Source organism: Celeribacter sp., from assembly GCF_048266405.1.
Lineage (GTDB): Bacteria > Pseudomonadota > Alphaproteobacteria > Rhodobacterales > Rhodobacteraceae > Celeribacter.
Window position 1 is genome coordinate 84858 of the sequence record NZ_JBLWZO010000001.1, and the last position, 13718, is coordinate 98575.

Sequence of the window (13718 nt, forward strand, 5' to 3'; positions counted from 1 at the left end):
GACGCAATGTTCTCAAATGTTCAGGGTAGACTCTAACCACCTAACTTTCAGATGATCCCCTCATTTAAAGGAGGGATTCATGGGCATATTTTCATGGCTGTTTAGCAAGCAAGACCCACCATTATATATCGACGGGAACGGAAAGTACGAATTCGATATCGTTGGGGAGTCCAATTACCAAAAAGCGTTACATGCAATTGCAGGGCCACGAACCGAAGATGGCGCGCGACACAAGTGCCAAGCTGTGATCATTCCAGAACCCCTAAACAAGCACGACAAGAATGCGGTTGCTGTTTTCATTGATCGGAAAAAAGTTGGGTATCTCTCACGCGCCGATGCAAAAAGCTGGAATGCTGACCTGAAGGCAAAAGGTAAATCACGATCACCCGTTATCGCCTCAGCCATTATCGTTGGCGGCTGGCTAAGAGACAGCCAAGACCAAGGCCACTACGGCGTGAAATTGGACATTTAACCCTTTCTCTGGAGCGCACGGTCGATCTTGTCCCACGCCTGGTGAAAGCGCCGAACACGTTCGCGATTGTCGGGCTTCATGCCGACGAACTTTTCGAGCGTCACAGGCTCTTTCAGATGTGGAAGCATAGCCCCGAACCATACAAGTTCACGCTCACGCGCTAGGCGCTTCGCCGCGCCCTCCATGTGAGCGAGATACAGGCGGGGGGTAAGGGTCCAGAAACCGGACGGATCAAACCCCGCCGCCACATAGTCGACCAGAAGGCCCTCAATCGTTACTTGGGGGCCTTTTTCGCCGGGGCCTTGCGCTTTCCCGCAGGCTTATTCGCAGCCTCGGATGCACGCTGGATAGCGTCTGCATTTTCACTCAGGATCGACCCTGCTAGCGCAAGTGTCATGTCGGGGTGATTCTGGCGCAAGCCAGCCCACATCAGCGCACGCAGGTCAGACGCCGAAACGTTGCCGCTCTCCATACCATCCAAAGCAGTCAGGGCATTCTTGCCCGTCTCGCCCTCGAAGTCGCACAGCGCGTTGAAGTCGAGGACCATCGTGTAGTCCTCTCCCTCATATTTCAGCGAAATCTCACCCTTAAAGCCGTTCGCCATATCTTATTCCCCCGAAGGTAGAGTGACCGCCTCAAGGCGGTTGAAAATCTTAGCAGACATAGACGCCATACGCTTGTCGCCGACAGTTCCAGTTGGCGTGTAACTGTTCACGTAACCACGATAGACGCGCTGCTTGCTGCCAACCACGAAGACGAGAGACACATACTCAGGAGTGCCCGCCTCTGTCAGAGCCGCAAGCTCATCGATGATTGTCTGCCCAGCATCATTGGGCCAGAATTGCAAGTCTTGCGAGTAGTCCGCAGAGGGCAACATTCCGGGAATCGTCTCTTTCGTGCGACCCGGCGATTGCTGATGCGTCACGTCCACATCGTCCGGCACGTTTTCCGGCATCGACACTTCTTCAACACCAAGAACCTGCGTAAATGTTTCGATTTCGGATACGGTGCGACCGATCCACAGTTCGTCCTGATAGGACACCGTTGCTTGAGAGACTGCCTCAACCATTTGCTTCACTCCAATTTGTCAGGAAATCCAAAGAAAAACGGGCGAGATCATCAACCCCGCCCGTTTCGTCGCCATCACGCTGGCTGTCTAATGAGATGAGCTGAAAGCCCCCTCCACGATACCCACTCAAAACACCAACCACAGCGTCCTTGAGCTGCACTGCGCCGAGATAGTCCCGCGCATAGCAATCCACTTGCACACGCCCTCGCCAAAGGCCGTCTGGCCCCTGCTGCGTCAGGCCGTCAGCATTACCAACAACAGACAACACGATCGCTGGATATGGCCGCCCTTGCGGGTGCTTAATCCAGTTGATTTGCGATGCCGACAGGAGCGCCGAGATCGACGCGGAGCCTGTGAGCAAGGCGCGAAACTCATGCTCCATTCTGATACCCCTTCGCGTTCTTGCGCGCTTGGCGTTCTGCTGTAGCCTTAATATCCGCCCACATTTCATCGCTCAGACGCTCAAGCGTCGGCATTGCTTCAGCATCCCACGCAGGCCGTGCGAACGGCTGCGCCCCGTGGTTCACGTTGCCAAACTCTTGGTTCCATGCCGCAGGATCAGGACCAGGACCAACGAACATTTCGACCGCAGCCCGATCATCCTTGAACATCTTTTTATGCTGCGCCTTTTGGCGATTACTCAACTTCGTACCAATGATCACCGAGTCCGCGAGATCGTCCGTTGCGGTCTCTCCTCTTGGAGCAAGAACCCGCATCTTATCCGCCATCGGCTGCCCGGCCTTTTTGAGAGCACGGCGCATCGATGCCTTTCTGGTCGCCGCCTTTTCAATCTGCGACAAGGCTTTTTCAATGTCAGAAAGACCCTCGACTTTGACCTTCATTGATCAATCCTCGCGTCCGCTGTGATTTCAAGCCACCGCCGCCGACCCTCAGCCTCTTTGACACCCGTGATCCGATATTCAACACCATCACAGGTGAGACGATCCATAGGTGTAATACCCCGAGTGAAGGTCGACCAACGCACCACAAAGCGAGAGGTTACACTCGCCTCAAGCTGCGCCGCCTGACGCTTCTCACTATCTGACGCATCCGTCTTTTGAGCCCAAATAGGCGAACCGTGGGCTTCAAATTTTTCCGTCACTTGATAGCCGTCATCCACCTCTATGGAGCGCAGGAATAAGATGCGCTTATCAAACGAACCCGTCGCCATATCACGCACCCCTCCAAACACACGGACGCTTGTATCGCGCCTGACGGATCAAAGCCCTCGCACCGAAACTCATCTTTGCTTCGGAAAACTCATCCACCGCGATACCCGCCTCGAACCAGCTTTTCGCGATCAAAATAACCGCCTGCTTCAAAGCCGCCGTGCGCGCATCTCCATCGGCCCCCACAGTCGCCTCCACGGCCAACGCCGTTTCGCCCGCAGTCAGAAAACCCGAAGGCATGACGAATTGTGGCTCATCATAGCCGAACTCAAGACGCGCCGAAGACAAATCCAAGTCCTGCCACACCCCGCCAACCAATCCCTGAACCTTCGTCAGAGCCTCAACTGGCGCGATCGGAAACCACCAACGCAGAGCTTGTGCCCCCTCAATATGTAGAGGAACCTCGAAGCGAACCGAGCGCGCACCAATGGGCCGCCTGCTCGCGGTTTCAACAACCTCCTGCGCCGCCGCAAGATAGGCGGCGAGAGACAGATCGTCGTCTTGATCCCCGCCAGAGAAATGCGTCGCACGCTTGAAATCGCTAACCGACACAGCTTCCGGCACCCCGCCGCCAATCACCCGCATGAAACTGCCCCTTTACTTGTTTCCGCCACCTTGCTTGGGCGGCGCACCTGCGTCAGAAGAAGACGATTTAGACTTCGACGCCTTTTCTTCGCTCTCCTGATCATCCTGCGCATCGATCACACCTTTGGCCTTTTTGAGCTCGGCCAGAGCATCGTCACGCTCACGCGTCAGCGCATCAACCTGGCTCAAAGCTTTTGCCTCCGCGTCCAACGCCGCAGCAAGTTTGCCCTCGACCTCGGCCAGGCGCACCTTGATGTCGGCATCTGCATCTTGAACCACAGCCTTCACAGACTCAGCCCGCGCCTTTGCCACTTCGTCATCAGTCAGACGACGCACAACGCCCGCTTTTTCCAGATCAGCAACCTTAGTCTCGGAAAACGCCGCGCGGTTGCCTTTTACAAACGAACCCCGCACCCGCAGGAACTCGACAGGAACTTTTTTCATATCCATACCCTCATGTTTGAAAGAGACGCGCGACCATCACGCCGCGCGCCTGTCAGGCATCAGCACTGATGCGATCAGACCAAAGTCCAACCTTGCGCATTGAAGCCCGCGAAGGCCTCTTCGTGATCCGGCGCGAAATCGTTCGCCGTCACAGCGAGAAGCAAGGTTTTCCCTTGCTGGAATGCGGACTGCATTTCGCCATTCGTATCGCGATAAGCAGCTTCGCGCGATTGCGCGATCTGGATGCGATCCTCTTCACCGATCATCAGCTCGGCCCAGTCGCCAAAGGTAATCTCGGTTTCATCACCGCCAACGCCGAGATCTTTAGGAACCTGCGATGTGGTGTAGATCGGATAGCCTTTCAGCATGCCTTTCGCGTCAATCTCGGGATAATACGGCTGGCCGTAGTTATCCTTGAGAGAAGCGAGGAAGTTCTTGGCGCTGGAACGCATCACCCATCCGGGCTTGAGCATCGGCACGTCCGCATCCTCGACCTTGTCCACCAGCTTACGCAGTGCAATGTCAATTGCCGCCACAGATGAGTTATCCACCGCGCTCATCCAGTTGGCGCCAGGAATCCAGTAGCGGACACCTTTCGGCAGATTGCCAGTCCCGTCATAGCGCAAACCGGCAATGTCGCGCTTGAGCGCCATGGCAGACAGCATGTCATCAAGCACCATCATAGCGACAGCGATGTCAGAACGCTCGATCAGGCGGTTCGAAACAGGAACCAGCGCCTTGAGATCCTTGAGCGTTTCGGAGACTGGCTCATAGGTTGGATTGCTTTCAGCAGCCTCGCCCACTTCGTCCGTGTAAGCTGCAGTTGCACGGCCAGTCTGCTTCGCATTGCGCATCTCACCCGCAGACACAGGAACAGAACGCGCACCGCACTTGTCGAGGACCGTCTTGGCGCGCAGCATCGGGATTACCTTAGAAACCTGCGCACGAGGGATGAGCACCCCGCCAGAGTTTTCATCTGCACCCACCAACGTCGCCGCAACAGCACCGTAGCCAGTGTTTTCGAGACGCGTCACGGCCTTATCCTTGTCACCACCAGTCGCGGCGAGCGCATGCACCATGAGCGCAACTTCCGCCCCTTTGTGCTCAGGATCGACCGGCTGCGCAGGGACAGATGACGATGAGCCACCCTCATCACCAACCCCCGCAGCAGCAGCTTGCGCAGCCTCGGCTGCCTCGGCGCGGCCAACCGACTTGTTCGCCTTGTCGAATGCAGCCTGCGCCGCGTCGAATTCAGCCTGAGCTGCAGACAGCGCATCCTCATCTGGCGCATCAGCGCCTTCCAGAGCCGCGAGCTGATCGGCAAGCTCTGTCATTTTGTCCGCTGCCGCTTTGCGGTCGCGGCGCAGATCGTCGATGTTTTTAGCCATCGAATTTCCCCTTTTCTTAGGATTGTCACACCGCCGAGGCGGCAATAAAAAACCCCGCCGAAAGGCAGGGCAGAAAGACCGCGCGTCAGTCCGTGGTCAGGTTTTCGCAGCGGCCTGAGCCGCGCGAGCTCGCGCCATGCTGGCACGAGATTTCGACTTTGGCGAAGGCATCGCCTCACCGACCAAGCGTGCGAAAAATTCGGCACGGGTCTCCATACGATCCGCCAAACCGCGGTCCATAGCCTCCGCAGGACCAAATACGGCCCCGCCATCGCGCGGGTCATCCGTCACAGAGAGCCGCGCGGACAGATCGTCACGATCGATCCCTCGCGCCGAAGCAACCGCGTCATGGAATTCCGTCTCGGTGGCATCGAGGTCGCGCTGGATTTCCGCGCGCCCCTCATCAGTGCTCGGGTCTGGCCATTTGGCGCGAGCATGCGTCGAGGTGAACTCATACCACTGCACACCAGAACCGCTTGGCTGCGCATAAGCCCCTACAGAAACTCCGACACCGATGGAGCCAACAACAGCACCGGCAGTCATAGAAATCTCACCCGCCTGCGACGTCAGCCAATAAGCGGCAGATGCGCCCACAGTGTCGACCAATGCATGAACCGGCTTGGCCTTTGCCAAACGGGCCAACGCATTTGCTGCACTCTTGAGACCCACAACCATACCGCCACCACTGTTCACCGACAGGATCACCGTTTGAACACTATCATCCGCAAGTAGCGTCTCGCAGGTCTCTTCAAGACCTCGATATGTGGTCCACCCGTAATATTTTTCGAGGATCACTGAGTTTGCGGTCAGAACGCCCTGGATAGGCACGACCGCAACACCCCGTTCAACATGGAACCGCTCAGGCTTGGCTGCAATCTTTTCGCCGCGCCCCTGCGCCTGATCTGCGGCGACATCTGGCCACTCCCGCGCGATGTGGTCCAACGACAACGCACGATCGAGCGCCAACAGCCCCCCGCCCGCTATCACCTGTTCAACAGTTCGCGTCATTCGTCACCTTCCTTCTTGCTGTCATCATCGCGCGTCATGTTCGACGGCGGGTACGGGCTTTGCCCCTCTGGCAAATCCTCCATCCCCTCAATCCGGCGCGCTTCCTTCCAGGTCATAAACGGACCACCCACAGCTTTGGTCAGCGCGTCATAGCGCTCCTTCGTGGTTGCCGCCAAAAGCGCATCATAGTTGTGACGGAAGAACAGACCTCTCCGCCGCTCCCCCTCACTCAACAGGCCTAAGGTCAGCCCACTCTCAATGAAGCTTCCCCAGTGGGTCAGGCAGTCGGTCTTATAGTCGATCGCCTGCTGCTCCCCATTGGCCTTTACGCCATGTTCCAGCATCTGCACCTTCGACGGGGGAACCCGATAGAGCGCAATGATCTGCTCGCGATCAAATTTGCGGCTTTCGAGCAACTGCAAATCTGCCGCCGACACACCAAGCGTTTTAAAATCATCCTCAGACCCGACGATCAGAACACCACTATCCCGATCCCGCCGCATGTGATCCTTGAGCCGCGAACGGGCGCGCTCGTATGCTTCATCATCCGCATCAAATGCGGAAATCTTCGCGACCTGTTTGAAGCTGTCACCACTGGCCTGACGCGCCGCAGCCTCTTGTCCCGCCAATGCTATACCGAGGCTCTCGGCTGCGACCTCTATCGGAGAGCGTGAAGTCCAGCCATCCTCCGCCATGTAGCGCAAATGAGCTACAACGCGTCCGGACACACGACGAAGAACGCCTGCACCATCCTCGAATTCATAGAACCGCGCACGTCCTGACCGCAAAACCATCATGCGATCAGGACGGATTGCCTCGATCAGCTCCAGATCGCCGCCTGCATCACGCGGCGCATATGAGAACCCGCGACCGCGCAGACAGAAAGAATAGGTCAGACCGAAGCGAGAAAACTTCGCAGGCACCCCAGGGGAACTCTCGACATTGAGCAGATACTCAGCCGGATGATCACGCACACGGCGCTCTTTGCCATCTTTGCCGCGCTCATAGACATGCAAAGGCAGCTTAGAGAGATCACCTGCGATAACACCGCAAGCAGCCGTTACCGTGGCATGTTTCTGCGCCAATTCTGGAGACACTCGCGGCAATGTAGCGACATTGCTGCGACTATAGTTACCAAACCCCAAATCTTCGAAAACCGAAGCAGAGACAGGGTTGGACACAGACACAGAAGCTTGCGCCCCTGACGCCGATCGCTTCACTGGAGGAATGGGCGTTGCCCGCTCCTGCACGCGCCGCTCACCAAACATGGAGCCGGACAACAGTTTCATATCGAGTCAAACCCCCTCGTTTTACGTTTTCGGTGGCCAGCTTCGGCCCGCCCGATTGCCATGATCGCAGCGACAGCCGCATCAATCCGGCCCGTCGATCGTTTCTTGTTCGGCTTAATGTTCTCAGCCGGATCTTCATCACGGTGAACGTTGCCAACTTGCCAGGACAGGACCGGATTTCCGCCGTGTCGCAGGCGGTTTTGGGCAACCAGCTCCTCGACCCGTTTCATCGGGTTGGACATGGATGCGAAACCCTGCCGATGCTCGACCAACGGGAATCCCTTCTTGTCGAGCCGATCCGCGAGATATTTCATCCCCCACGGGTCATAAGCCACTTCCTGCACGTCAAACTTGGCTTTGATCCAATCAAGACGCGCCTCGATCAGTTCCTCATCGATGGTGCCGCCATGGTGAACCTCGAGCCACCCTTGATCGCGCCACCCTACATATTCGCGCTTTTCTTTTTGCGCCCGCGCAATGAACCCATCCTGACCCGCAGGCAGGAAGGTGTAGCAGACCAGATGGATCAGACCATCAACAGGCACCGCGACCACAATGGCCGTTGTGTCGACCTTGTTCGACAGATCGAGACCGACCCAAGCCTCGCGACCAAAGAGCATATCGATGTCGAAACTCTTGTCTGCATCCCCCCTGTTCCAAACCTCACTGGCGATCCAAGTTTGAGCGCCCTCGGTCCACATATTGAGGTGGAACCGGCGAAAGTTCGGCATTTCAGCCTGAATGATCTGAGCCCGCTTACCTGCCGCCTCCATGGCCTCCATTGGCTTTGAGACACCAAGGTTCGGATTTCCCATTTTCCAGAATCGCGGGTCCATTGGATCGCAATCTTTTGGCGGCTCGGCCACGTATCCGAAGAACCTGTCATCCTCGACTTGCCCCGTGAGAACGCTTTCCGAATACCCGCGCAGCTCACCGCAAAGGGACTGACGATCATGGCCCGCAGTCGTGATCACCCAATCGATCGGCTGAGACCGTGCAATCATCGATTGCGTGATCGTCTCGGCCAGCTCCCGATCCGTCCAGCGGTGCATTTCGTCCCGTGCAACAAAGCTCGGGTTGATACCATCAGCACTGTTCCCGTCGCGCGACAGACAGGTAATAAGCCCGTCCACCTCTGGCGTCTCGATCACCGACACGCCTGGAACCATCAGGCTCCGGAGCACTCGATTGCGCTTGATGATCCGCTTTACCTCTTTGAAGAGGATGCCCGCCTGATCGCGCGTGGTCGCGGCGATATAAGCTTGCGGCGCTGCCTCACCGTCGAGGATTTGCGAATAGAGCAAGGGCACCGAGGTGTCCGTGGTCTTTCCGTTCTTCTTTCCGACCTGATGATAGGTCGAGCGAAACCGGCGCAGGCCAGTGTCGCGATGTTTCCAACCAAAGACAGAGCCATGCCGGAACACCTGCCAAGGCTCTAGCTTGAGCGGCTCGCCCGCCTTTGGCCCGACCGTGTGCTGCAGGATACCTGCGAAGTTCACGATGGCGCTCGCCGCGTCACAATCGAAGAACAAGCCCCGATCCTCTGCGGTTTCTAAATCACGCAAATGCCGCTCGCATTGGAGTTTGACCAACTCACCCGCGATCTCACGTCCCTCGACAACAGAAATGGCATATTGCGTGACCGGATGGTCAAGCGGGTTCACCGCGCACCGCCCGCGTTAGTTCGTCAAGCAAGCTACCCTGCCCACCATCAGACAGCCGCTGCTCATCCACAGGAGACATACCGAACAGGGCGCCGATCTGGCGCAAGTTTGAAATAGCCTCCTGACGCTGCCCCCAAGCTGCAGCTTTCTTTTCCTGAACCCCGTTTCGGGTCTGAGACGTGTAGTTGTAGCGACCATCAACCAACTGGATTGTGAAGCGCATCAGGTCAGCCGCCGCCTCGCAATAGGCAGCAAAGAGATCATGATACTGCGGCTTGAGCCGATCGAGTTTCACCATCTCAGGCGCGAGGCGCTTCCAGACCTCCTTGCCCTCATCAGACAAGAAGGCCAAAGGTTCCGGCACAGGCTTTTTCGCATCCCCCTTCATGGGGATGACGTTGTTTGGCTTTGGCTTAGGCCCCTTCATTCCAATCCCCTTGCTCTTCTTACCCTCCTGATCAGTGGGCTTTTTTCCTCAATTACAGAGCCACAAAAAGTGTTGTCCCCTCTCCGGTCCGGTGTTGCCGACCCTGATTTTCGGGATACCCCCCCTATTTGGCTCCGTGAAAAACTTCCTTCGCTGTCTTGCGGCTGTGGCACCGCTTGCACAGACCTTGCAGATTGTTTCGATCCAGAAACTTACGCAGATCACCCATGTGCCGCTCGATGTGGTCAACCTCAGTCGCCTCAACGATCGCGCCAAGTTCAGCGCAATCAGCACAGAGCGGATGAGAAGCGAGGAACGCTCGACGCAACCGATCCCATCTCGGATCACTGTAAAGCTTGTGCCACTTCACCGCCTCATCACTACGACGAACCCGCGCCTTGCTCTCGGCAACCTTGCGTGCATGGGCCTCGGCATGAGCAGAACAACGATTGCCGCCCTGCTCTGCCAAGTCTTCACAGCCAGCAACCACACAGATCAATCGCCGCGCCATAGTTGCCCCCAAACGTTGAACCAAAAGAAAAACGCCCGACCGTTTCCGGTGGGCGCTATTCTTGATGATGGATATAGTCATAAGGTCAGGTTCCGCGATCTGTCAAACATCAGCCGCGATTTTTTTATCTTTGTCCCGACCTAGCCCTTGGTAGACAGAATGCGATTAACCCCAATCGTGCAACCCATCCGGTCCAAACAGTCGCCAAGCGCCCGCGCCAACTCATCAACAGCCTTGCTCAACGCCCGACCTTTCAACGCAACACCACGCTCTGACAGGACACGAGACAACGACAGCCCGCCGATGCAAACCTGATGAACAAGCCAGTCCTCACGGATCGCCACCCGATCGCAACCTGGAACAACAACCACACCCGACCCAATGCGCCGATGCATTGCCTTGATCTTCCGACCCTCATCGACATAGGCATCGATCCATTCGACCCCACCAACACCGCCACCAGAAGGCAGCGCCTCCAATGACGCACAACGCATCCCTCCCGCAGCGTGGCGCTCAACTAAGAACTTGTAGTACCGCGCCACGGAAATCTGCGAAGGCGTGAACCGCTGACGACCGCGCGCAGCCATGAGATCAAACACGTCAGCAATCATCGCGGTCCGCCGACCCTGAAAGCCCGCGTCCTTCACTTCAAACTCGCCTTCGCCCTTCGGATAAACAGCCTTCATGGAACTCAGCCGCAACGCCCCACGTGCAGGAGCAACTACCGGAGCAGGACCACACCCTTCCGGGAAGTCACCCGCCCTCTTTACCCGCTCGATCCTCTCAGCCTCGCTCAACTTTGCGCCCGCCAATATCTGGTCCAACCGATCTATTTTCATGCCTCTGCCCTCTTCTTGATCCCCAATTCGATGATCGCCGCCGCCTCGGCCTTCATCGCCGCATAACCATCAACGAATGCCCGAGCCTCATCAGTCCCGACACCACGCTTGATCCGGTCAGCATAAACCGCCGCCCTATCCCGATTTCCCTGCGCACGCTCCGCAAGCAATTTCTTCGCGTAGACACCAGTTGGAACAGGCCGCTTTTTACGCATGTCCGTGAGCAACTCCGCGTGCCACCCACCCCTGAGCGCCTCCTCACCAAGACGCGAGGACAACACGCTTTGCACATAATCACTCTCTTTGCTCGGCGGCATCTCCATCCCCCACGCCTGCGCCAAGATCACATTCATGGCAGGCCAGACCTGACGCTCACCCGCGAACTTGATCAAATACTCGCCAAGCCCTCGCAAACCCGCATCGCTCATATATCCAACGCGGTCAGCCAGTTTGGTCATCGCATCCTTATGATCACCAACAGACACACGCGGCCCCTTGCGCATTCCGCCCTCTTCTAAAGGATCAATCAACAACGCCCGAACACGGGCCCGACCCATCAATGGCTCATCACTCATCGCCCCTACCCTTTCTCAGCAATTCCACACTTATCCACAATTCGACCGCTATGTGGCGCGACCAGTCACTGTGTTTTTCTTTTCAATTTCTTTGTCTCTGTCTCTGTCGTGGAGGACACTTCAGGACAGTCCAATCTGTCTTTCGGACAGTTTGTGGACACTTCCGTAAGAAACTCATGAGTGACGCCCCTTTTGCCCAAGATCGAACATGTGGTTCGACCACGCCCCGAGCGCCCGCTCGACCTGATAGGCCGTGCGCTTCGCGATACCCTGACGCTGCAACCACTCATCGATCCACGACACAGCCGCGTCATTCTCGGCGAGTTCTTTGTTGTAGTTGGCCAACATGATCCGAAGCCGCTGCAACCGCTTCTGCATCGATGCCGCCTCTGACCTTGCCCGATGATCCTCGCGCCGCGCCAATGCCTCGGTGAGCGTGCGCAACACCATCGGATGAAAGAGACGCACCTCTCCGTCCTTGGTGGCGCAGCGGTTCCAGTTGTGCAAAGGCCCGAAGTCAAGACGGATCAGACCACAGAAGTGCTCATGATCGACCATCAACAGCTTGGCCAACATCGCAGTATCATCGGGCAAAGTTCCGACTGGCGACTGATCATAGCTGATCCAGATCAGATCGAGATACAACGCCCGACACTCCGCCGTGCCGCGCAGCCGCATTCCTGAATTGAGCCAGCGCCGCCGCTCCCAAGGCACAAAGAAGTGACTGTCCAGCCGATCCTCGACACCGAACGGGTACTCGGGCAGATCGCCCGCACCACCCTCGGATGACACAATTTGTAACTCAGCCATCACCTTACCTCCGAAAGACGCTTTACGCCTTGTTCTCTCAATTCCTTGACAGCCGCCCGCGCCCGCTCAGGGTCAACGGCTGCGAACTGGCAAACCACATCAAATTCAGATGAGGCAAACCACGCCTCAGCCTCTGCCCGACCCGCAGCATCAAGACGCCACGACCGCCCTAGCAAGCTGTTGACCCCCTCGCGCAAGACGTGAAGCCAAAGCGCCTCACAGCGCTCTGGCGTCACAAAGTCATCGTCGCAAACGAAAACAGACTCGGCATCATTTGCCGTCAGGCCTGCACCAACATCGCGTGTAATGCTTCCCTCACGCACAGCGATCCCTCCGTCTCATGGCAGCACTGTCCTTCTTGGCTTTCAGCGCCATAAAGGCCGCGATCATGCGCTCGCGCTCGGCAGCTGAACCCATGCGCATCACCCGCGCGACATAGGCGTCATGCCGCCCTATCGCGCGTGAGGCAGCAGCCTTACTCTCAAACGAAAGACCACCGATCACCACGGGCTGAGACCGCAACAGGAAAGGCCTGCGAAGCCCCAACCCAACACGATCAAGCGTCCCACGTTCGCGCGCCGCATAAATCGTGGATCGCTTCACCCCAAGAGCCTCAGCCGCCTCGGCAGCGGACGCATAGACCACACCGCGAATGCGGATCGGGTTTGGCTCCCAACCAACAGCACCAGTTCCAAGCCGATGCTCAGTGCCCTTTTTGATCGCTATACGCACCGCGGCATCCGTCACGCCAAAGGCCCGCGCCGCAGCCGCAATACTCTCATAGCGTTTGCCCTGAATAGTGACAGGCTTCGCTTTTGGCAGACCAACGGTCTCCAAAGTGCCTCGCGCGATGGCCATACGGATCGCCTTCGGCCCGACGCCAAGCGCCTCCGATGCCTCGCGGGCGGTCGCGTAGACGACACCGCGAATGGTAATGTTCCGATATTTACACCGATCAGCCACGACAACGCCTCCGCTTCATATCATCCTTGATAACCATCACGCGCTTCACCGCCCGCAATGCATGAGCCGCCTCACAGAACACGCCGGAACTGCGTTCCCACCCGACGATGGGAGGGACAACAACAGCTTGCGATCGCGTCAAAAGCGGCCAACACCAATCAGTCCAGAATTTGTGATCGAAAGGATCTATGCCGCCACTCGCATCGGTCTCGATAATGGCCTGCGCAGCCACAATCGGCGAGATCGCCGTGATCCCGCTCGCCGCAAGAATTGCCGACCATCGGGCAGCCTCTTGCGCCATGCCCTCACCCATCCACAGCACGAACTTCCCGGTCTCCGCATCTCGCACCTGCTTCGTGTATGGCGTCGCGAGATAGACAAGACGGCCACTGAGCTCACGAGCAACATCATCCGCAGACACATCGACGTTAAGCAATCCGCCAGGACCGCCATAGGACTCTGCCAACAAGTCCCAATCAATCGTGCCGTCCAAAAGTCCGATCAT

At 57.3% G+C, this 13718-nt stretch carries 21 protein-coding genes; 1 reads left to right on the forward strand and 20 read right to left on the reverse strand.

What is annotated here, in order from left to right; translation table 11 throughout:
* Window positions 1–79 precede the first annotated feature (79 nt).
* Entirely contained in the window at window positions 80–472 is a 393-nt protein-coding gene (locus ACN0TS_RS00445) for a hypothetical protein (protein ID WP_417257351.1), read from the forward strand.
* On the opposite strand, the gene ACN0TS_RS00450 is transcribed toward ACN0TS_RS00445, so the two are convergent.
* From ACN0TS_RS00450 to ACN0TS_RS00545, 20 genes are all read right to left on the reverse strand, one after another.
* A complete protein-coding gene (locus ACN0TS_RS00450) occupies window positions 469–600 on the reverse strand; it encodes a hypothetical protein (protein ID WP_417257352.1) in 132 nt (43 codons plus the stop codon). The two genes, ACN0TS_RS00445 and ACN0TS_RS00450, sit on opposite strands and share 4 nt — an antisense overlap.
* 146 nt (window positions 601–746) lie before the next feature.
* A complete protein-coding gene (locus ACN0TS_RS00455; RefSeq protein WP_417257353.1) occupies window positions 747–1076 on the reverse strand; it encodes a GTA-gp10 family protein in 330 nt (109 codons plus the stop codon).
* A 3-nt stretch (window positions 1077–1079) separates the two neighbouring features.
* Entirely contained in the window at window positions 1080–1541 is a 462-nt protein-coding gene (locus ACN0TS_RS00460; protein ID WP_417257354.1) for a hypothetical protein, read from the reverse strand.
* A complete protein-coding gene (gene gp17, locus ACN0TS_RS00465; protein ID WP_417257355.1) occupies window positions 1534–1923 on the reverse strand; it encodes a tail completion protein gp17 in 390 nt (129 codons plus the stop codon). Before gp17 ends, ACN0TS_RS00460 begins: the two co-directional genes overlap by 8 nt.
* Entirely contained in the window at window positions 1913–2383 is a 471-nt protein-coding gene (locus tag ACN0TS_RS00470; protein ID WP_417257356.1) for an HK97 gp10 family phage protein, read from the reverse strand. Before ACN0TS_RS00470 ends, gp17 begins: the two co-directional genes overlap by 11 nt.
* Window positions 2380–2712 (reverse strand): phage head closure protein, encoded by a 333-nt coding sequence (locus ACN0TS_RS00475; protein ID WP_417257357.1) that lies wholly within the window; start codon window positions 2710–2712, stop codon window positions 2380–2382. The genes ACN0TS_RS00470 and ACN0TS_RS00475 overlap by 4 nt, the downstream gene beginning before the upstream one ends.
* 1 nt (window position 2713) lies before the next feature.
* The gene (locus ACN0TS_RS00480; RefSeq protein WP_417257358.1) at window positions 2714–3295 is read right to left on the reverse strand and encodes a hypothetical protein; all 582 of its coding nucleotides are present in this window, start codon (window positions 3293–3295) and stop codon (window positions 2714–2716) included.
* 12 nt (window positions 3296–3307) lie between these two features.
* Window positions 3308–3739 (reverse strand): hypothetical protein, encoded by a 432-nt coding sequence (locus ACN0TS_RS00485; protein WP_417257359.1) that lies wholly within the window; start codon window positions 3737–3739, stop codon window positions 3308–3310.
* A gap of 74 nt (window positions 3740–3813) precedes the next feature.
* Window positions 3814–5127 (reverse strand): phage major capsid protein, encoded by a 1314-nt coding sequence (locus ACN0TS_RS00490; RefSeq protein ID WP_417257360.1) that lies wholly within the window; start codon window positions 5125–5127, stop codon window positions 3814–3816.
* Between the two features lie 96 nt (window positions 5128–5223).
* Entirely contained in the window at window positions 5224–6135 is a 912-nt protein-coding gene (locus ACN0TS_RS00495) for a S49 family peptidase (RefSeq protein ID WP_417257361.1), read from the reverse strand.
* Window positions 6132–7424 (reverse strand): phage portal protein, encoded by a 1293-nt coding sequence (locus tag ACN0TS_RS00500; protein ID WP_417257362.1) that lies wholly within the window; start codon window positions 7422–7424, stop codon window positions 6132–6134. Before ACN0TS_RS00500 ends, ACN0TS_RS00495 begins: the two co-directional genes overlap by 4 nt.
* Window positions 7421–9088 carry a terminase large subunit gene (locus ACN0TS_RS00505; protein ID WP_417257363.1) on the reverse strand — a complete coding sequence of 556 codons (1668 nt, stop codon included), beginning with the start codon at window positions 9086–9088 and terminating at the stop codon, window positions 7421–7423. Before ACN0TS_RS00505 ends, ACN0TS_RS00500 begins: the two co-directional genes overlap by 4 nt.
* Window positions 9075–9515, reverse strand: a complete 441-nt coding sequence (locus tag ACN0TS_RS00510; protein WP_417257364.1) for a P27 family phage terminase small subunit — start codon at window positions 9513–9515, stop codon at window positions 9075–9077. The genes ACN0TS_RS00505 and ACN0TS_RS00510 overlap by 14 nt, the downstream gene beginning before the upstream one ends.
* Window positions 9516–9639: 124 nt before the next feature.
* Window positions 9640–10026: an HNH endonuclease signature motif containing protein gene (locus ACN0TS_RS00515; RefSeq protein ID WP_417257365.1), complete on the reverse strand. Its 387-nt coding sequence runs from the start codon at window positions 10024–10026 to the stop codon at window positions 9640–9642.
* A gap of 140 nt (window positions 10027–10166) precedes the next feature.
* Window positions 10167–10865, reverse strand: a complete 699-nt coding sequence (locus tag ACN0TS_RS00520) for a hypothetical protein (RefSeq protein ID WP_417257366.1) — start codon at window positions 10863–10865, stop codon at window positions 10167–10169.
* Window positions 10862–11440, reverse strand: a complete 579-nt coding sequence (locus ACN0TS_RS00525; RefSeq protein WP_417257367.1) for a hypothetical protein — start codon at window positions 11438–11440, stop codon at window positions 10862–10864. The genes ACN0TS_RS00520 and ACN0TS_RS00525 overlap by 4 nt, the downstream gene beginning before the upstream one ends.
* 174 nt (window positions 11441–11614) lie before the next feature.
* A complete protein-coding gene (locus tag ACN0TS_RS00530; protein ID WP_417257368.1) occupies window positions 11615–12250 on the reverse strand; it encodes a hypothetical protein in 636 nt (211 codons plus the stop codon).
* Complete coding sequence (locus ACN0TS_RS00535) at window positions 12250–12573, reverse strand: hypothetical protein (protein ID WP_417257369.1); 324 nt, start codon at window positions 12571–12573, stop codon at window positions 12250–12252. Before ACN0TS_RS00535 ends, ACN0TS_RS00530 begins: the two co-directional genes overlap by 1 nt.
* A complete protein-coding gene (locus ACN0TS_RS00540; RefSeq protein ID WP_417257370.1) occupies window positions 12566–13213 on the reverse strand; it encodes an NUMOD1 domain-containing DNA-binding protein in 648 nt (215 codons plus the stop codon). Before ACN0TS_RS00540 ends, ACN0TS_RS00535 begins: the two co-directional genes overlap by 8 nt.
* On the reverse strand, window positions 13206–13718 hold the full coding sequence (locus ACN0TS_RS00545) for a DUF1937 family protein (RefSeq protein WP_417258154.1): 513 nt from the start codon (window positions 13716–13718) through the stop codon (window positions 13206–13208). The genes ACN0TS_RS00540 and ACN0TS_RS00545 overlap by 8 nt, the downstream gene beginning before the upstream one ends.